Source organism: Pseudomonas sp. WJP1 (assembly GCF_028471945.1).
Lineage (GTDB): Bacteria > Pseudomonadota > Gammaproteobacteria > Pseudomonadales > Pseudomonadaceae > Aquipseudomonas.
On sequence record NZ_CP110128.1, the window covers coordinates 3158932 to 3176010 of the forward strand.

Consider the following 17079-nt stretch of genomic DNA (forward strand, 5'->3'; position numbering starts at 1 on the left):
TTGTAGCTCTTATTCTACTAATAACAAGAAGGATACAAAATGAGCGCTGTAATGATTACCGGTGGTTTGGGTTATGTGGGCAGATACCTGACGAAAAAGCTCAGCGAACAAGGCGTCAAGGTGATTAGTTACAATCGTGACTACTCCGAAGCCAAGTCTGAGTTCATGACCCCTGTGCAGGGGGAACTATACGATATACCGAGAATTGTCCGGACTATCCAGGAACATGGCGTTGATCGTGTCATTCATACAGCGGCCATGTCCCATCCCGACTTGTCCATAGACCTGCCCATTACCACGGTGGCGGCAAACATCGATGGCACCATTCATTTGCTTGAAGCCATGCGCCTGGCGGGTATCAAGAAGTTGGTGAATTTTTCTTCCGAAACTGTGTATGGGCATTTCGAAGGTGTGATAAACGAGCAGACGCCGACTTACCCAACGACACCCTATGGTGTCACCAAGATTGCCACCGAACACTTTGGCCGGGTCTACAACGATCTTTATGACATGGAGGTGATCTCACTGCGGATTGCGGAAGTGTACGGCCCGGAAAACAAGATGCCGCAAGTGCTCAGGGACATACTTAAAACCGTTCACCGTGGTGAAGCATTCAGCTTGCCGTCCGGCGGGGATCATCGGTTCCACTATATCCATGTGGAAGACGTGGTGCGTGCGGTACTGTTGGCGGCTGAAACTCGAGACCTTAAAGGCGGTGTATTCAACATTGCCGGTGACCGTTCCTGGACACTGCATCAAGCCGTTGAAATCATCCGTAAAATCATTCCTGGTGCGCGCATCGAAGTGGGCGACGGTTATTGGCATCTCGATCGCCATGGGGAATGGGACCTGAGTGCAGCCGAGCGCGAGCTGGGCTATCGAGCACAATGGTCACTTGTACAAGGGCTCACGCATTATTCCAACTGGTTGATGGATCACGAGTACTGATAGGGGACTGGATCGCTGTTGTGGGTGATTCGCAAACTTTCAACATCAACCGGTGAATAAGCATGATTGAAAATCCGATTGTCTGGCCAAACGGTGCTCGCTGCGCCGTCGCCTTTACCTTTGATATGGATGCGGACAGCATTCTGCATGTGGCGCACCCCAAGGATTCCGCGACACGGGTTGCCAGTATTTCGATGCTGCACTATGGGCCCAAGGTGGCGATTCCAAGGATTCTGGAAACCTATCGACGCTTCGAGATCAAACAGACGTTTTTCATTCCGGCCTGGTGCATCGAACAATATCCCCAGGCCATCGAGGCGATCGTCGAAGGCGGGCACGAAATTGCCCATCACGGCTACATCCATGAGCATCCAAACGAGCTGACCCGTGAAGAAGAGGCTTACTGGCTCGACCGCGGTTGCGACACCATCAAGCGCTTCACCGGCCAGGCCCCACGGGGCTGGCGGGCGCCGCTCTACAATATGTCGGAGCACTCGGCTGACTTGTTGATCGAACGCGGCTTCAGTTATGACGCTTCGTTGATGGGCGATGATGTGCCTTATCTGCTGCGCACCGGGGCGGGAGAGCTGGTGGAACTTCCCTCCAGCTGGGCGCTGGATGACTGGCCGCAGTACATGCACAGCATCGACCTCGATTTCCAGATGCCGATTCAGTCACCGCAACGCGCCGTCGAGGTTTTCAAGGCCGAGTTCGATGCAGCCTGGGAGTATGGCGCGCTCTTCGTGCCTGTCTGGCACCCGTTCCTTTCCGGTCGTTTGTCGCGCTGGCATGAAGTGTCGAAGTTGATCGAATACATGATGGCCAAAGGTGATGTCTGGTTTGCACGGATGGATGAGATCGCCGCGCATATCCAGCGCAGCGTAGCCACGGGTGCCTATCAACCACGGATTGACACGCTGCCTTATTACCAGGGGCCCGTTAAGGCTCATAAGGGTATTTGATGTAAGGGGAAGCGGCCATCGAGGGATGGTCGTTACTCCATGAGTGGAATCCAGGCGTATATTGGTAGTTGAGGCGATCGTGAATCGTCGGTGTTGTGAAACGCCCCGAAACTTTTGGAGGTGTTGCATGAGCCAGTATCAACGACTCTTTCTGGTAGCCGGTCCCGCCATGCGTCACACCCCGGCGCTGGAGCGAGCAGTCGCCATTGCCCAAGCTACACGCGCGGCGCTGCACATCACGGTGTTTATCGAAGACTCCCACCTCCTGGGCTTGAAGAGCGCTGGGGCGCGTTTTCGTGAAGCCTGCCAGCAAGAGAACCAACAGTGGTTGGAGGATGAGGCCGACCTGATCCGCGAGCGCGGGATCAAGGTGAGTACCGAAGTGCTTGTTACGCGCACCGCGTTGCAAGAAATACTGCTGCATGTGGCAGAAATGCAGGCCGATCTGTTGATCAAGGACGTGCAACACGAGTCAGCGCTCAAGCGCGTTTTCATCACTCCTCTGGACTGGCACCTGTTGCGCGAATGTCCCGTGCCTGTGCATCTGGTCAGCGAGGTCAGGTGTCCATTGCCGCGGGTGGTCGTGGCGGCAGTCGATCCGTCACACCCTGAGACGCAGATCACCGGTATCAACGACAGCATCATCCAGGCGGCAAACGGATTGGCGATGCAATGCAGCGCCGAACTGCATCTGCTGCATGCCTACGATCCATCGCGCACACATATGTCCGACGCAGGCGCGGGTGCCGTGACGATGCCAGGTTTCAGCAGCGATGTGCGCAAGTCGCTGCAAAAGACCTTTATCGCCCTGGCCGACCACTATGGCGTGCCGGGTGAGCGACAACACTTTGTTGAAGCGTCACCTGGCAAAGCGCTGGCCGACTTTGCCGCGCATCACCGGGCCGATGTGATCGTCATGGGCAATGCCCATCGCAAGGGGCTGGGCAAATGGGTGGGCAGTACCACGGAGCATGTGCTGTATCAGGTGCCCTGCAACATTTTCGCCGTGACGGGGGCTGCGGATCAGTGATTGGATTGGCTATCAACGGCATTCATTGCTTGTAGCCAATCTGCCGCAACAGGTTCTTGCGCCACAGGATGTCGTCGTCGCCCTCAATGTCACGGGCGCAGAAACCATCCACGACGCCAAGGATGGCTCGCCCTTGTTCGGTCTCGGCGACAATCACTTCAGTCGGGTTGGCGGTTGCACAAAAAATTCGGCACACCTCTGGCACCATCTTGAGGGTGTTCAACACGTTCAGCGGATAGAAGCCGTCGCCCAGGAAAATGATGAAGCTATGGCCTGCGGCGATGGCCTTGGCATTTTTCTGTGCAAGTTCCACCATTGCTCTATCGGTGCCAGACCATCGCACCAGGCATTTGCCGGAAGCTTCGCAAAAGGCCACGCCAAACTGGATACCCGGCACGGCATTGACCAAGGCTTCGTGGATGTCCTCGACGGACTTGATGAAGTGCGTGTGGCCCAGGATGAAGTTCGTATCTTCCGGCTTTTCGATTTTCAACGTGATGAGTTGCATTTTAAACGCCTCCTTTCACGATGTTGCGGGCAGGGTTTTTCAGCGATGGGTACGTAGCCTGGGGTTTTGCGAGGGCGGCGATTTGTGCCACGGATAGCCCTTCGCGCTGAGTTGCCAGGCGTAATCGAATAAACGCTTCATGTACTCGCCATCGAATTTCTGGGTGCGCGCAACGTTGAAGTCGGAGCCGATGTACGCCAGGTTGAATTGCGCGCCATCCTGCTGCGCCATGCGGTAGATTCGCTCCAGGTCGCTGATCCCCTGGGTTTGAATCAATGCACTGATGGCTCGACCGCCGATGCTCAATGTGCGGCGCTTGGTCCCGGACCACTGCGGCTCCAGTGTCCCGTTGCGAATGACATAGAAATGACGTTCGAGTCGCAAAGGGACTCCGGCGGCCCTGTTGAGCCTCACCAGCGTGCCAGGCGGGTAAAGAAACACTTGAGTGATGACCCCGCCGTCCACGTGCATTTCCTGAAACTGTTTGCCGTCAACCTCCACATCGATCATGACGGGTGAGACGGCCCCGGGAATGCTCATCGACGCGATCATGATGCTGCGAAACAGCTCGAGCGCGCCCGGCGCCTGGCTTGCGGCAATGGCGCCCATGTTCCAGGTGACGGGGCGCCCTGCATCAAGGTCCGTGGTGCCGATCAGCAGGATCCTGCCCTTGGCGTATTCGGCCGCGATCGCCGCCAGAATCTGCGCAGTGATGTGTTTTGTGATGAGCCGCGACAGTGGCTTGCTGTCCGCTATGCCGTCGCTGGCGAAACGGGTCAGCACGTTTCGCGAATGAAAAATGTCTTTTGGACCGACTCCATTGCAGACGTGCCGGATCACGCCGTCGTACTCCGGCCCCAGGTAAGCGAACGGGGCGACCAGGGCTCCCGCGCTGATGCCCGTGACGACCTTGAACATGGGCCGGGTGCCATGGGTGGTCCACCCGGCAATCAGTCCCGCTGCGAATGCGCCTGCATCGCCGCCGCCGGAAACGGCCAGCATACTGGCCGGCGGCAGGATATCGTTCGGCTTCCCGGCCTGGGCGAGAAGCTCGCTCTCACGTTTGTTGGATTGAACCGCATCCTGAATGAACGGCGTCAGGTCGTGGTCCAGCCTGTAGCGGGCATGGGGAATGCCCGGGATGACCGCTTTTTCCGTCAAGGTGGGCGGAACAGCGTCACGGCGGGGCAGGCACGCTTGAAGAAATACGTCCAGGGTCGAGGTGCCGGGTTTGAGCGGGAATGGTTTCAAAACGCCTCCTCCGGCCCTTGCAGTCGACAGCAAGCGAGCTCGTTGCCCATGGCGCTCGAGATGACCACTCGCCAATTGACCGCGACACGTCACTCGAACGCCGGGTAGCTCATTCTGCGCTCGTTTAGATGATAAAAAAACTCATTGGGCGCGCGCCATTTTGCGTTATCTCTGCTGATGATTGCCTTTCAGGTGTACATATCCATTCCTGCGGTATGCCGATTTCGTCACACCAGGGGCAAAAACGCATCAAGCCAGGTGGCTTCGACCGGATCACCCTGACCGGTCTGTCCTGGGAGATGAATATGATCCGACTGACCCTGATCGAAGCCCGTGAATTGGCCGAATCGATCCTGTTGCACAACGGTTTTAATCTGGCCCATGCGCAAGCGGTGGCGGCGACGGTCATCGCGGGTGAGCGTGATGGCTGCGCCTCCCACGGTTTGTACCGGATTCTTGGGTGTGTCAATTCCCTGCGGGCGAGCAAGGTGTCGGCCAATGCCGAGCCGAGGGTCATCGACCAGGCGCCGTCGATTGTGCGGGTGGATGCCGGGGGTGGTTTTTCGCAGCTGGCGTTTCAGGCGGGGCTCGCGTTGTTGACGCAGAAAACCCGTGCCAACGGGATTGCCGCGCTGGCGATCAATCACTGCGTGCATTTTTCCGCGTTATGGGTGGAGATCGAGCAACTGACCCAGGCCGGCCTGGTCGCGTTGGCGTGTAATCCGAGCCATGCCTGGGTTGCGCCGGCCGGGGGGCACTTGCCACTGTTCGGCACTAATCCCATTGCCTTTGGCTGGCCGCGTGCAGGGCGAGAGCCTTTTGTATTCGATTTTGCCACCAGCGCCATCGCACGCGGCGATATCGAGCTGCATCGACGTGCCGGCAAGGCGATCCCCGAAGGTTGGGGCGTGGATGCGCAAGGCCATTCGAGCAGCGATGCCAGTGTGGTGCTCGACAGCGGCGCGATGCTGACGTTCGGCGGGCATAAGGGATCGGCACTGGCGGCGATGGTGGAGTTGATTGCCGGGCCGCTGATTGGCGACCTGACCAGCGCTGAATCACTGGCTTACGACGCGGGCAGCAAGTCATCGCCTTATCATGGCGAACTGATCATCGCCCTGGATCCCCGGCGCTTTTTGGGCGATGCAACCCAGGAGCACCTGGCCAGGGCCGAAGTGTTGTTCCAGGGAATCGAAGGACAGGGCGCGCGCTTGCCGTCGCAGCGACGCTATGAGGCGCGAGCGCGCAGCCTGGTGGAAGGGGTGCAGATTCCCGAGGCGTTGTATGAGGACTTGAAGGCGCTGCTGGATTGAAAGGAAGCGGGCGCCCATGGCGCCCGTCTGGTTTACAGCGATTGGCGCTGGAGGGCGCCGTTGACCAGGCGATTGATGCCTAATGGGTTGGCATTTTGCAGCGCTTCGGGCAGCAAGGTGTCGGGGCAGTTCTGGTAGCACACCGGTCGCAGGAAACGTTCGAGGGCCAGGGTGCCGACCGAGGTGCCACGGGCATCGGAAGTGGCCGGGTAGGGGCCGCCATGCACCATCGCATCGCAAACTTCGACGCCGGTGGGGTAGCCGTTGAACAGTACACGACCCACCTTCTGTTCCAGCAGAGGCAGGACGCCCGCGCAGATTTGCAGGTCGATGGCTTCAGCAATCAAGGTGGCGGTGAGCTGGCCGTGCAAGCTCTGCAGTACCCGCAACAGTTCGCCTGCATCGGCGACTTCCACCAGCACGGTTGTCGGGCCGAACACTTCTTCCTGTAGCAGCGCGTCACTATTGAGCAGCAGGCTGGCGTCGGCCTTGAACAGTTGTGGTCGGGCCTGATTGCCCAGCTGTTCCTGACCGGCCAGGTGGGTCACCCCAGGATGGCTGAGCAGCGCTTGCACGCCTTTTTTATAGCTGGCAAGGGTTGCGGCGTTGAGCATGGTCTGCGGCGGTTGCTCGCTCATCAAACCACTGAGCAGCGCAGTGAATGCGTCGAATCGCGGTGACGAGATGCCGATGACCAGGCCAGGATTGGTACAGAACTGACCGCAGCCCTGGACCACCGATGCCACCAGCTCACCGGCGATTTTCTCGCCACGAACTTGCAAGGCTTCGGGCAACACCACGACCGGGTTGATGCTGCTCATTTCAGCGAACACCGGGATCGGTTGTGCTCGTGCAGCGGCCATATCGCACAGGGCACGGCCTCCCTTGAGTGAGCCGGTGAAACCGACAGCCTGGATCGCCGGATGCTTGACCAGGGTTTCGCCCACGCCAGACCCGTAGATCATGTTGAACACACCCTTGGGCATGTCAGTCTGCTCGGCAGCACGGATGATCGCGTCGGCCACGAGCTCGGCCGTCGCCATATGTCCGCTGTGGGCCTTGAACACCACCGGGCAACCGGCCGCCAGGGCGGCAGCGGTATCGCCACCGGCGGTGGAAAACGCCAACGGGAAATTGCTCGCACCGAACACAGCGACCGGACCGACGCCGATCCGGTATTGGCGCAAATCAACCCGTGGCAGTGGTTGGCGTTCGGGCAAGGCGCAGTCGATGCGCGCACCGTAGAAATCACCACGGCGCAGGACTTGCGCAAACAGGCGCATCTGGCCGCTGGTGCGAGCGCGCTCACCCTGAAGGCGAGCGGTCGGCAGTGCCGTCTCTCGGTTCACCAGGGCGACAAATTCATCGTTCAGCGCCTCCAACTGCGTGGCGATGGCCTCAAGAAATTCCGCACGGCGGCTGGCCGGCAGGTTGCGAAAGGTCGGATAGGCGGCTGCGGCGGCCTGGGCGGCGGCGTGCACTTCATCTGCGGTGGCTTGCATGAACGAGAAGGGCAGGGCTTGGCCAGTACTTGCGTCATGGCTTTGCAGCGCGATGCTGCCGGCGGCGCTACGTGTGCCGCCGATGTAGTTGTGACCGAGGATCTCAGGCATCTAAAAGCTCCTGTCAAAAAAAAGGGGGGGTAATACAACCCCCCTGTAGGAGCGAGCCTGCTCGCGAAGCACTCAAGGGCACCGCGTGAATCCAGAATGCACGCGTTATCGTTGGAGACCATCGCGAGCGGGCTCGCTCCTACAGGGTTTACGCCAGTGAATCGGCGCGACGTGGGGTCGCCGCAGTCGGGTCCAGCGCTGCAATCCGCGCAGCAGACTCGGCATCTACCGTGTGCAACGATTTGCCACGGGTTTCCCGGGTCAGCCCGACGGCCACGATGGAGATCAGCGAAGCACCGACCAGATAGAGCGCGATCGGTGTCGAGCTGTGGTACTTGTTGAGCAGGGTGATGGCGATCAGTGGGGCCAGGGAGCCGGCGAAGATCGGCGCCACCTGGTAGCACAGCGAGAGTGCGGTGTAGCGCACATGGGTCGGAAACATCTCGGCCATCAACGCCGAGTACGGGGCGTAGGTCATCGACTCGATGGCCAGGCCCAGGGTGATGGCCGCCATGATCAGCCAATTGTTGCCGGTGTCCATCATCGGGAAACCGACGAATCCCCAGAAAGCGGTGAGTACCGCTCCGACCAGGTAAACCGGTTTGCGCCCGACCAGATCCGACAGGTAACCCATCAACGGAATCAGGAAGAAGTGCAGCAGGTGAGCGCCAAACATCAGCAGCAAAATCTCTGACGTGTCCTTGTGCACCACCAGTTTCAGATAAGTGATCGAGAAGGTCACGACGGTGTAGTAGAGAATGTTCTCGGCAAACCGCGCGCCGATACCGACCAGCACCGAGCGCCAGTGGTGGCGCAGCACTTCGACCACGCCCAGTTGCTGGTGCCGGGTCTGCGCCTGGCGGGCCTGGGCCTCCTTGAAAATCGGCGCGTCATCGACACTGGTGCGAATCCAGTAGCCGATCAACACCACGACGGCCGAGAACCAGAATGCGACGCGCCAGCCCCAGGCGAGGAATTGCTCCTCCGACAGGTTCGACGACAACAGTAGCAGGGCGACCGTCGCCACCAGGTTGCCGGCCGGTACACCGGCTTGCGGCCAACTGGCCCAGAAGCCGCGTCGATTGTCCGGGCAGTGCTCGGACACCAACAAAATCGCACCGCCCCATTCGCCGCCAAAGGCGAAGCCCTGGATCAACCGCAGCAGTACCAGCAACACCGGCGCGGCATAGCCGATCTGGTTGAAGCCGGGCAGGCAGCCCATCAGGAAGGTGGTGATGCCAACCACCACCAGGCTTAATTGCAGCAGGCGTTTGCGGCCGTACTTGTCGCCGTAGTGACCGAACACCAGCCCGCCCAGCGGACGGGCGAGGAAGCCCACGGCATACAGCGCGAAGGCCGCGATGATGCCGTCGATGGGGCTGTCGGTCTGGCGGAAGAACAACTGGCCGAAGACCAGTGCCGAAGCGGTGCCATAGAGAAAGAATTCATACCATTCGGCAACGGTGCCGGCCATGGCGGCGGCCACGACACGCTTGAGTCCCGAGGGTGTGGTTGCGCTTTGAGTGTGTTGAGCGTTGGGCATGCTGGCGTTTCCTGTAGGGGCGCAAAAACAGGCAGCCGGGTCGGGCCCGTATGGACCCTCCCGACAATCACTCAGAGACCGACGTCCGGCAGGTGCGGACGGTTGGCGAGGGCCTTGGCCATGATCTGCTCGACGAAGACGCGATCGGCTTCCGGCAGGGCCAGGCGTGGCGGACGGGTCAGGGCGCTGCCGCGACCGGCGATGGCTTCGCACAACTTGATGCACTGCACCAGGTCGGCACGGGCGTCGAGATGCAGGATCGGCATCAGCCATTCGTAGATCGGCATGGCTTCGGCGTAGCGTCCGGCCTTGGCCAGGCGGAAGATGGTTTCGCCTTCTTTGGGGAACACGTTGGACATGCCCGACACCCAGCCCTCAGCGCCCACGGCGAGACTTTCCAGCACCACGTCGTCGAGGCCGGCGAACAACACGAAACGGTCACCCACTTCATTGCGAATGTCGATGAAGCGGCGGGTGTCGCCAGAGGAATCCTTGAAGCACACCACGTTGTCGCAGTCGGCCAGGGCAATCAGGATGTCCGGGGTCACGTCGTTTTTGTAGATCGGCGGGTTGTTGTAGACCATCAGTGGCACGTCGGCGTTTTTCGCCACGTAACGGTAATGCTCGGCGGTTTCGAACGGCTTGGAACCGTAGACCAGCGCCGGCATCAGCATCACGCCATCGACGCCGACCCGGCGTACCGCGTTGGCGACCTTGGCCGCTTCCACACTGGTGAACTCGGCGACGCCGCAAATCACCGGCACACGGCCGCCTGAGGCCGCGACCGCGACTTCGGTCACGGCAATTTTTTCCGCAGCGCTCAGCGAAGTGTTTTCGCCTACCGAGCCGCACACCACCAGTCCCGATACACCGTCGCGTATCACGTTGGAAATGACCTCATGGGTTTTTTCCAGGTTGATGGAGAAGTCATCGTTGAATTGCGTGGTGACTGCTGGGAACACGCCGCTCCAGTTAATGCGCTTGCTCATTGTTGCCTCCGGGGTTGTTTATTGTATTTCGTATACGATATTAAAAGTGAAAGAAATCAGCCAGTGGTTTTTCTACGTTTTCGGGATTTATCCTGGCCGTTGGTCGGGGGTTAGCGATGGAGTATTCAGGCGCCCGGCCAGGTGTCCGACAGTCGATAGCCTTGTGGCCACGGATCGCTTGGGTCGAGCAGTAATTGATGGGTGCCGGTTATCCAGGCCCGCCCGGAAATGCATGGGTAGATGGCAGGGCGCCCAGCCACTTCGGTCAGTGAGTCAATGCGGCAGTGGAACTGCGAGCCGATGATCGAACGACCGATAAACCGCTCTCCGACGCCCAGCAAACCTTTGGCATGCATCACCGCCATTCGCGCGGAGCAGCCAGTGCCGGTAGGCGAGCGGTCGATCTTGCCCGGTTGAATCACCACCGCATTGGCGCCCGTGGCAATGCCCTGTTCATGAACGACCGGCGCGGCGATCTGGCAAAAGGAAATGTGCGACCACTCGGGGTTCAGCGGATGCACAAAGCCCAGTTGCTCGTTGGCTGCCCGGGTGATCTTCAGCCCGACCGCCACCAGGTCGGCGGCTTCATCGGGGCTCACTGAAAAGCCCAGGCCCTGGGCATCGGCAATCACAAAACTGTCGCCGCCATAGGCGGTATCGACCTTGAGTGTGCCGACACCTTCCACTTCAATGCACGCTTCAAGGCGATCTGCGAAGGACGGCACGTTTTTGATTTCCACCCGTTCGACCTTGCCGTCACGGCAGTCGGCTACGGCTTCGATCAGGCCGCCGGGGGCTTCGAGCACCAGCCGGGTTTGCGGTTCGGTCATTGGCAAAATGCCGGTGTCGAGCAACACGGTGGCCACGCACAATGAATTGGAGCCGGACATCGGCGGCGTGTCCGCCGGTTCCATGATGATCCAGGCCATCTGCGCCCGCGGGTCCTTGGCGGGCACCAGCAGGTTGACGTGCCGGAACACACCGCCACGCGGTTCGTTGAGTACGAAGTTGCGCAGGACCTGGTCCCTGGCGATCCAGCGCGATTGTTCCCACACAGTAGCGCCGGGCGGTGGTGCGACGCCGCCGACGATCACGTCGCCGACTTCACCTTCCGCGTGGCAACTGACCACATGAATCACTTTCGATGAACGCATTCTCTGCTCCTTGTGTTGTTTGTGAGGGCCTCATCGCGAGCAGGCTCGCTCCTACAGGAGGTTTTTTGTGCGGCACAGACCCAGTGTAGGAGTGAGCCTGCTCGCGATAGGTCCATCAGCTATTTCACCGATTTCAGGAACGCCGCGGTCTCGGCATGCACCGGATTGCCAATCACCTGATCCGGAGAGCCGATCTCGTGCACCAGGCCGTTGCGAAAGAACGCCACGCGGTCGGATACGTCCCGCGCGAAGCGGATCTCATGAGTCACCAACACCATGGTCATACCGTCCTCGGCGAGCATGCGCATGGTATCCAGCACTTCGCCCACCAACTGCGGATCGAGCGCCGAAGTGGCCTCGTCGAACAGCATGTAGTCCGGCGACATAGCCAGGGCGCGGGCGATGGCCATGCGTTGTTGCTGACCGCCGGACAGCTTGCCGGGGAAGGCCTTGAGTTTGTCGCCCAGGCCCACGTGGGTCAGTTGCCGTACCGCCAGTTCCTCGGCGCAGGCTTTGCTTTTACCCAGCACTTTGCGCGGTGCCAGCATGACGTTTTCCAGCACCGTCAAATGCGGAAAGGCGTTCCATTGTTGGAACACGATGCCGATCTTCTGCCGCAGGCGGTTAAGGTCGGTGGCGTTGTGATGGACCTCGACGCCGTCGACACGAATGTTGCCTTTCTGGATCGGTTCCAGGCCGTTGATGCACATCAACAAGGTCGACTTGCCAGAGCCGGAGCCACCGATGATCGACACCACCTCGCCCTTGCTCACCGTGAGGTTCACGCCCTTGACCACTTCGAGATTGCCGAAGGATTTATGTACGTTGTCGATCTCAATCATTTTCTTGCCACCTTCTTTCCAGACGAGCGCCGAGGCGTGCGACCACCAGGCTCATGACGTAGTAGATAAGGCCCGCGATGCACAACACCACCAGCGGTTCCTGGATGCGGGTCACAATGGTTTGCGAAGCGCGCAACAGTTCGACGATGCCGATCCACATCACCAGCGCGGTGTCTTTCATCACGCCCAGCACCAGATTCAGCCAGCCGGGAAAGGCCACGCGCGTGGCCATCGGCAGGACGATCCAGCGCAGATCCTGCAGGAAGCTCAGGCCCAGCGAGCGGCTGGCGCGGCGCACCGTGAACGGTACCGACAGCACGCCGCCGCGCACGATTTCGGTGAAGTACGCAGCGGTGTAGACCCCCAGCACAATGCAACCGACGCTGAAGGCGCTGATGTTCAGGCCGACGATGCTTTTGAGTGAGTTGAACAGGACGAACTGGATCAGCAACGGCACGCTGCGAAACACGTCCAGCACCCAGGCCAGCGGCAGGCTGACCCGTGGGAACAGGGCCCGCAGCAACCCGAACAACAGCCCGGCAACGGAGCCGAGGATGATCGCCCAGAACGTCAACTGCAGCGTGACCCAGGCGCCGTCGAGCAGGAACAACAGGTCATTGGCGGAAAACTCGGTGGAAAACATGCACAGCTCCTCAGTAACGGAACAACCGCCAGGCCATCAGCCGGGCTGCCGCGACGATCGCCTTGGCAATCAGGTAATACAGCACGGCTGCGATGGCGAAGTATTCGAAGGTGCGGAAGGTTTTGACGTTGTATTCCTGAGTCACTCCGGTCAGGTCGTTGTTAAGGCCGACGATGACCCCCAGCGAGGTCATCAGCACCGCCCACACCATTTGATTGGTGAGCGGATAGAAGACGATTCGCAGCAGTTGCGGGACGATGATCATGCGGTAGGTCTGGAAGGCACTCATGCCCAGGGAGCGCGCGGCACGCACCTGGGTGTGGGGCACCGCCTTGAGCCCGCCGCGGAAATTTTCCGCCAGGTAACCTGCGTTGTTGAAGGTGATGCCGGCCAGCAGCGCGAGCCAGGAGCTGACGTGCAGCCCCAGTGAGCCGAGGCCGAAGTACAGGATGTACACCTGGAACAGCGACGGGGTGTTGCGGGCAATCGATACCCAGCCGTTGCCGATACCGCGCAGCAGCGGGTTCCTGGCTTCGCGCATGACCGTCAGGGCCAGGGCAATCAGCACACCGAAAATCATCGACAGCGCAGCCGTCTCGAACGTGACCCAGGCGCCGGAGAGCATGTCCGGCAGGGCGCGCAGGGCCGCGCGCCATTGGAAGGTGTAATCAAACATGCGAGTGGTTCTCCCTCGGCAAGGCGGGTTGCAACCAGCGCGGCAAACGCCCGCTGGCGGTGGCAGTGCAGGCGGCATCGACGCATTCGGCCAGGCTGGCGAAGTGCACGGTGCGCCCCACCAGACCGGGTGCGTAATGGGCGTACTTGCCCGAATTGGTCATCAAGGTGGTGGCGGTGGGCGGGATCACCGGTTCGCCGAGCATGCACCAGCAGGTATCGGTCACCAGGATGGCGCCGAAGGTCTCAATCACAGCGATATGCCCGGCGTCACGGGCTTGCTCCAGCACCGCACGACCGCAGGTGATGGCGAGCACCACACCGGGGTGTTTGACCCGGCCGCGACACAGCTCTGCCAAGCGGGCGAACTCGCTGAGCGAGAAGTGCGGGTTACCCAGCGAGACCACATCCACGCGGTTGTCCCTGGCGCTGTTGAGCTCACGCCAACTGACGAGCAGGTCCTCCAGGCGGATGGTTGCCGCGGGCAGCGGGGTATCCGGTTCCAGCACCTGTGCCGGGTCGAGTGCTTCGGGTGTGACCCCGGCGATGTGGAACAGCGGCGCGGCGGACGTGGTGGCGAACGCCGCGCCAAAGGCTTTCAGATCGTCCAGGTGCGGTTGGTGTTGTTCCAGTCCGAATACCAGCGGGATCCTACTGCCTGCGAGGGCGCCGATGTGGTATCCGAGCAAGGGGTAGAACGCATCGTCGAGTTCACCCAATTCTGGTAATTCAACGCGCAGGCGGGCCTTGCGTGGCGCGTCCAGATGGCAGCCGATCAGGGGCGCGCGGCCGGTCAGGGCGATGCAGATATCCAGGTAGTCCGGGTATTTCAAGGTTCGCGCGCCGAGCACGCTGTTGGCGTAGACCACCGCGTTGGATTCGGCCCAGACGATCTGCTCGCCGGCTTTCGGTGCGCTGTCGAGCAAGTAGGGCGCACAGGTGAAACTGAGCTGTGCGCCCATCGCCATGTAGGCGTCGCCCAAGGCACTGGCCGGCTCGCCGAGCAGTGGGTCGATGCCCAACTCGCGCCAGCGGCGCTGGTCTACGGAGATTGAATTGAGGGTAGTGGGTACCCGAACCTTCGCGCCCCACTGCACCAGTTGTTGGGCAAAACGCAGGCTCGCAGGTCCCGTGTAGATGCAACCGTCGATGTGTGCCTGGGTGACATCTATCAGACGCAGAGCGCCTTGCAGTTCGGCCATGCGCAGGACAACTTGCATGGCCATCTGCGCCGCTTTGCCATGCGCGCCGTCGAGCAGCGCATGGTCGAGTTCGCTCAGTACCATTGACGCGCTGGCTGCATGGGCCTGCATTGGCGTTTCGCAGGGTTGCCAATTGTCGACGGGTATGTGATCGAACACGGCCAGCCCGGCACCGTCGATTCGGGCAAACGCCTTGCCGCGCAAGGCGGCAAAGGCCTCCCGGCCGATGCACAGCACCGGCAGGGAACGCTCGAAAATCATCTGTGCCACCAGCACGCCCAAGGTCAGGATCTCATCGGCCTCGGCCAGTACCAGGGCGGCCGGCGCATGACCGTTGCTGATCAGTTCCATCAGCACACTGCTGCCGGTACACGAACCGCGGCCACTGGGAATGGCGAGCACACGACCGGTCAGGTATTCGCCGCTGAGCGGATGGTGACGGTCGATGACCTCACCCCGAAAGGGGTCGACTCCGCCCCAGAAGCTCAGCCCGACATCGGCAAACAACAGGGCGCCCTGGGCAGAGCCCGGGACCAGGCGGCGACCCGTCAGAGAAGTGGCCCCGGGCATGCCGGACATCTCAGTAGTAGACCTTTGGCACGGTCAGGTCGGTCGGCGCAATCTCGGTGCCGACCCATTTGGCGTACAACTCCTTGTAACGACCGTTGCGCACCTGCTGGTTGACGAACAGGTTGAGGTAATTGAGCAGGCCGTACTCGTTGCGTTTGGCACCCAGGGAGACATAGTCGATGGTGTAGGGCGCGTTGCCGGCGATCTTCAGGTTTTTGTATTTGCCCGACTTGATCGTCGCGGCGGCCACGGTATTGGTGACCACCGTGGCGTCGATGTGCCCCTGGGCCACTGCCAACAGGGTGTCGTTTTGTGACTGGTAGGCACGGAAGCTGCCGCTGCCCCATTTCTTCACATCGTTCTCCAGGGCAATGGCTTCAAAGGTGCCGCTGGTATTGCCCAGTGCCTTGCCCTTGATGTCGTCGAAGCTGTTGATGCCGGTGTTGTCGCGGGTCAGCACGACCATCTGGAAGGCGAAGTACGGCACGGTGAGGCCGACGGTCTTGGCCCGTTCGAGGGTGTCGGAGGTCGAGGCGACAATCACGTCGGCCCGCCCGGATATCAACGCCGGAATACGGTCCGGGAACGGTGTTTCGACCACTTCGGCCTCGACCCCGAGGATTTTCGCCAGGTCGTGGCAATAGTCCACGTCGAAACCGGCCGGCGCGTTGCTGGCATCTCGAAAACCCATGGGCGGGAAGTCCAGGGTGACGGCACAGCGCAGCTTACCGGAACCGATAATGTCGTCGAGCTTGTCGGCGTGCGCGGTGGCGATGAAGGTGGAAGTGAGAACAGCGCTGAGGGCTACGGCAAATGCGGGGTTTTTCATAGAGGCCTCGTTATCTGAAAGTGCTGTTAGATATCGTATTGGGGATTTCGTATACGATATTAACAATAGCAACGGTTGTGCCGATTTGCCTTTTTCCAGGCAAATATTTTCCAGCCCTTGAGTCAGGGCGGTTCAGACGTCGGGAGCAGGGCAACGGCACCATGGCGCGAGGCAGGTGGGTGTTACAGAAGGGAGCAACCTGTGTGCGAGGCGCCCCTTAAAGGAACATTCTAACGACCACGATCGCGGAACTGGCTGGGCGAAAGGCTGGTGAGGGCACGGAATTGGCGGCTGAATGCACTGTGGTCGGTGTAGCCACAGCGCAGTGCGATTTCGGTGATGGGCAGCTCGGTATTCAGCAACAACCGCGTACCTTCTTCGAGCCGGCACTTGTGGATCATCTGCCGTGGGGTGAGCTGGAACACCCGTTTGCAATGGCGTTCGAGTTGCGCAACCGAAAAGCCCGCGATTGCCGTCAGTTCGGCAAGGCTGACAGGTCGGGCAAAATGGCGACGGATGTGCGCGTCCACCGCGGCCAGTTTCTGGAATGCCGGGTGGTTGGACTGGGGCAGTTGCAGGTCGCGGGAGATGCCGGCCAGGCCAACGATCCGCCCTTGTTCATCGCGCAGCGCGAGTTTATGGGTCAGGCACCAGACCGGCTGGTTACCGAAATACAGGTGCAGTTCCAGTTGATCGGCCAATTCGCGGCCGGTGGCCAGCACCCGCCGATCCTGCTCGGTGTAAATCGGGCCAAAGCGCTCCGGGAAGACACGGTCCGCTGTCAGCCCCAGCAGTTGGTCACTGTGCTTCAAGCTACAACGTCTAACCAGGGTCTGGTTGACGAAAACGTAGCGGGCCTCGCTGTCCTTGATGAAAAACACCACGTCGGTCAGGGTATCGAGCAGCGTCGCGATGGCCTGCAAACTGTTCAGCAGCGTCGGCAGGTCGCAGGGTTTGAAGTGATTGAGTGAGGGGAACATATCAACGGGGGCCTGGTGGCGACTACC

The 17079-nt window shown here is 60.5% G+C and carries 16 protein-coding genes; 4 read left to right on the forward strand and 12 right to left on the reverse strand.

The annotated features are described in order from the left end of the window. Positions 1 to 39 precede the first annotated feature (39 nt). From OH720_RS14360 to OH720_RS14370, 3 genes are all read left to right on the forward strand, one after another. A complete protein-coding gene (locus tag OH720_RS14360; RefSeq protein WP_272606165.1) occupies positions 40 to 948 on the forward strand; it encodes an NAD-dependent epimerase/dehydratase family protein in 909 nt (302 codons plus the stop codon). Between the two features lie 62 nt (positions 949 to 1010). Further along, the gene (locus OH720_RS14365; protein WP_272606166.1) at positions 1011 to 1910 is read left to right on the forward strand and encodes a polysaccharide deacetylase family protein; all 900 of its coding nucleotides are present in this window, start codon (positions 1011 to 1013) and stop codon (positions 1908 to 1910) included. A gap of 127 nt (positions 1911 to 2037) precedes the next feature. Then, positions 2038 to 2940, forward strand: coding sequence for a universal stress protein (locus OH720_RS14370; protein ID WP_272606167.1), 903 nt, complete (start codon positions 2038 to 2040; stop codon positions 2938 to 2940). 22 nt (positions 2941 to 2962) lie between these two features. Here OH720_RS14370 and OH720_RS14375 read toward each other — a convergent pair whose 3' ends face one another. Further along, positions 2963 to 3448, reverse strand: coding sequence for an adenosine-specific kinase (locus OH720_RS14375; protein WP_272606168.1), 486 nt, complete (start codon positions 3446 to 3448; stop codon positions 2963 to 2965). Positions 3449 to 3487: 39 nt separating this feature from the next. After that, positions 3488 to 4699 (reverse strand): patatin-like phospholipase family protein, encoded by a 1212-nt coding sequence (locus OH720_RS14380; protein ID WP_272606453.1) that lies wholly within the window; start codon positions 4697 to 4699, stop codon positions 3488 to 3490. Between the two features lie 305 nt (positions 4700 to 5004). Between OH720_RS14380 and OH720_RS14385 the strand changes: the two genes are divergently transcribed. Continuing rightward, positions 5005 to 6012, forward strand: coding sequence for an Ldh family oxidoreductase (locus OH720_RS14385; RefSeq protein WP_272606169.1), 1008 nt, complete (start codon positions 5005 to 5007; stop codon positions 6010 to 6012). Between the two features lie 32 nt (positions 6013 to 6044). Here OH720_RS14385 and OH720_RS14390 read toward each other — a convergent pair whose 3' ends face one another. The 10 genes from OH720_RS14390 to OH720_RS14435 form a co-directional block, all read right to left on the reverse strand. Further along, a complete protein-coding gene (locus OH720_RS14390; RefSeq protein ID WP_272606170.1) occupies positions 6045 to 7625 on the reverse strand; it encodes an aldehyde dehydrogenase (NADP(+)) in 1581 nt (526 codons plus the stop codon). Positions 7626 to 7773: 148 nt separating this feature from the next. Further along, positions 7774 to 9168, reverse strand: coding sequence for a fosfomycin efflux MFS transporter AbaF (gene abaF, locus OH720_RS14395; protein ID WP_008059774.1), 1395 nt, complete (start codon positions 9166 to 9168; stop codon positions 7774 to 7776). A 71-nt stretch (positions 9169 to 9239) separates the two neighbouring features. Next, positions 9240 to 10157, reverse strand: a complete 918-nt coding sequence (locus OH720_RS14400) for a dihydrodipicolinate synthase family protein (protein ID WP_272606171.1) — start codon at positions 10155 to 10157, stop codon at positions 9240 to 9242. A gap of 125 nt (positions 10158 to 10282) precedes the next feature. Next, the gene (locus OH720_RS14405; RefSeq protein WP_272606172.1) at positions 10283 to 11311 is read right to left on the reverse strand and encodes a trans-3-hydroxy-L-proline dehydratase; all 1029 of its coding nucleotides are present in this window, start codon (positions 11309 to 11311) and stop codon (positions 10283 to 10285) included. 119 nt (positions 11312 to 11430) lie between these two features. Beyond that, on the reverse strand, positions 11431 to 12153 hold the full coding sequence (locus tag OH720_RS14410; protein ID WP_272606173.1) for an amino acid ABC transporter ATP-binding protein: 723 nt from the start codon (positions 12151 to 12153) through the stop codon (positions 11431 to 11433). Further along, positions 12146 to 12796: an amino acid ABC transporter permease gene (locus OH720_RS14415; RefSeq protein WP_180206908.1), complete on the reverse strand. Its 651-nt coding sequence runs from the start codon at positions 12794 to 12796 to the stop codon at positions 12146 to 12148. The genes OH720_RS14410 and OH720_RS14415 overlap by 8 nt, the downstream gene beginning before the upstream one ends. 10 nt (positions 12797 to 12806) lie before the next feature. Then, positions 12807 to 13472 (reverse strand): amino acid ABC transporter permease, encoded by a 666-nt coding sequence (locus OH720_RS14420; protein WP_180206907.1) that lies wholly within the window; start codon positions 13470 to 13472, stop codon positions 12807 to 12809. Further along, complete coding sequence (gene lhpI, locus OH720_RS14425; RefSeq protein WP_272606454.1) at positions 13465 to 15243, reverse strand: cis-3-hydroxy-L-proline dehydratase; 1779 nt, start codon at positions 15241 to 15243, stop codon at positions 13465 to 13467. The genes OH720_RS14420 and lhpI overlap by 8 nt, the downstream gene beginning before the upstream one ends. A 10-nt stretch (positions 15244 to 15253) precedes the next feature. Beyond that, positions 15254 to 16072 carry an ABC transporter substrate-binding protein gene (locus OH720_RS14430; RefSeq protein ID WP_272606174.1) on the reverse strand — a complete coding sequence of 273 codons (819 nt, stop codon included), beginning with the start codon at positions 16070 to 16072 and terminating at the stop codon, positions 15254 to 15256. 230 nt (positions 16073 to 16302) lie between these two features. Next, positions 16303 to 17052, reverse strand: a complete 750-nt coding sequence (locus OH720_RS14435) for an AraC family transcriptional regulator (protein WP_272606175.1) — start codon at positions 17050 to 17052, stop codon at positions 16303 to 16305. Between the last annotated feature and the right edge of the window lie 27 nt (positions 17053 to 17079).

Excerpts from the sequence above, each read along its gene's own strand:
- OH720_RS14360 (WP_272606165.1), top strand. The coding sequence starts at position 40 with ATGAGCGCTGTAATGATTACCGGTGGTTTGGGTTATGTGGGCAGATAC.
- OH720_RS14365 (WP_272606166.1), top strand. The coding sequence starts at position 1,011 with ATGATTGAAAATCCGATTGTCTGGCCAAACGGTGCTCGCTGCGCCGTC.
- OH720_RS14370 (WP_272606167.1), top strand. The coding sequence starts at position 2,038 with ATGAGCCAGTATCAACGACTCTTTCTGGTAGCCGGTCCCGCCATGCGT.
- OH720_RS14375 (WP_272606168.1), bottom strand. The coding sequence starts at position 3,448 with ATGCAACTCATCACGTTGAAAATCGAAAAGCCGGAAGATACGAACTTC.
- OH720_RS14385 (WP_272606169.1), top strand. The coding sequence starts at position 5,005 with ATGATCCGACTGACCCTGATCGAAGCCCGTGAATTGGCCGAATCGATC.
- OH720_RS14390 (WP_272606170.1), bottom strand. The coding sequence starts at position 7,625 with ATGCCTGAGATCCTCGGTCACAACTACATCGGCGGCACACGTAGCGCC.
- abaF (WP_008059774.1), bottom strand. The coding sequence starts at position 9,168 with ATGCCCAACGCTCAACACACTCAAAGCGCAACCACACCCTCGGGACTC.
- OH720_RS14400 (WP_272606171.1), bottom strand. The coding sequence starts at position 10,157 with ATGAGCAAGCGCATTAACTGGAGCGGCGTGTTCCCAGCAGTCACCACG.
- OH720_RS14405 (WP_272606172.1), bottom strand. The coding sequence starts at position 11,311 with ATGCGTTCATCGAAAGTGATTCATGTGGTCAGTTGCCACGCGGAAGGT.
- OH720_RS14410 (WP_272606173.1), bottom strand. The coding sequence starts at position 12,153 with ATGATTGAGATCGACAACGTACATAAATCCTTCGGCAATCTCGAAGTG.
- OH720_RS14415 (WP_180206908.1), bottom strand. The coding sequence starts at position 12,796 with ATGTTTTCCACCGAGTTTTCCGCCAATGACCTGTTGTTCCTGCTCGAC.
- OH720_RS14420 (WP_180206907.1), bottom strand. The coding sequence starts at position 13,472 with ATGTTTGATTACACCTTCCAATGGCGCGCGGCCCTGCGCGCCCTGCCG.
- lhpI (WP_272606454.1), bottom strand. The coding sequence starts at position 15,243 with ATGCCCGGGGCCACTTCTCTGACGGGTCGCCGCCTGGTCCCGGGCTCT.
- OH720_RS14430 (WP_272606174.1), bottom strand. The coding sequence starts at position 16,072 with ATGAAAAACCCCGCATTTGCCGTAGCCCTCAGCGCTGTTCTCACTTCC.
- OH720_RS14435 (WP_272606175.1), bottom strand. The coding sequence starts at position 17,052 with ATGTTCCCCTCACTCAATCACTTCAAACCCTGCGACCTGCCGACGCTG.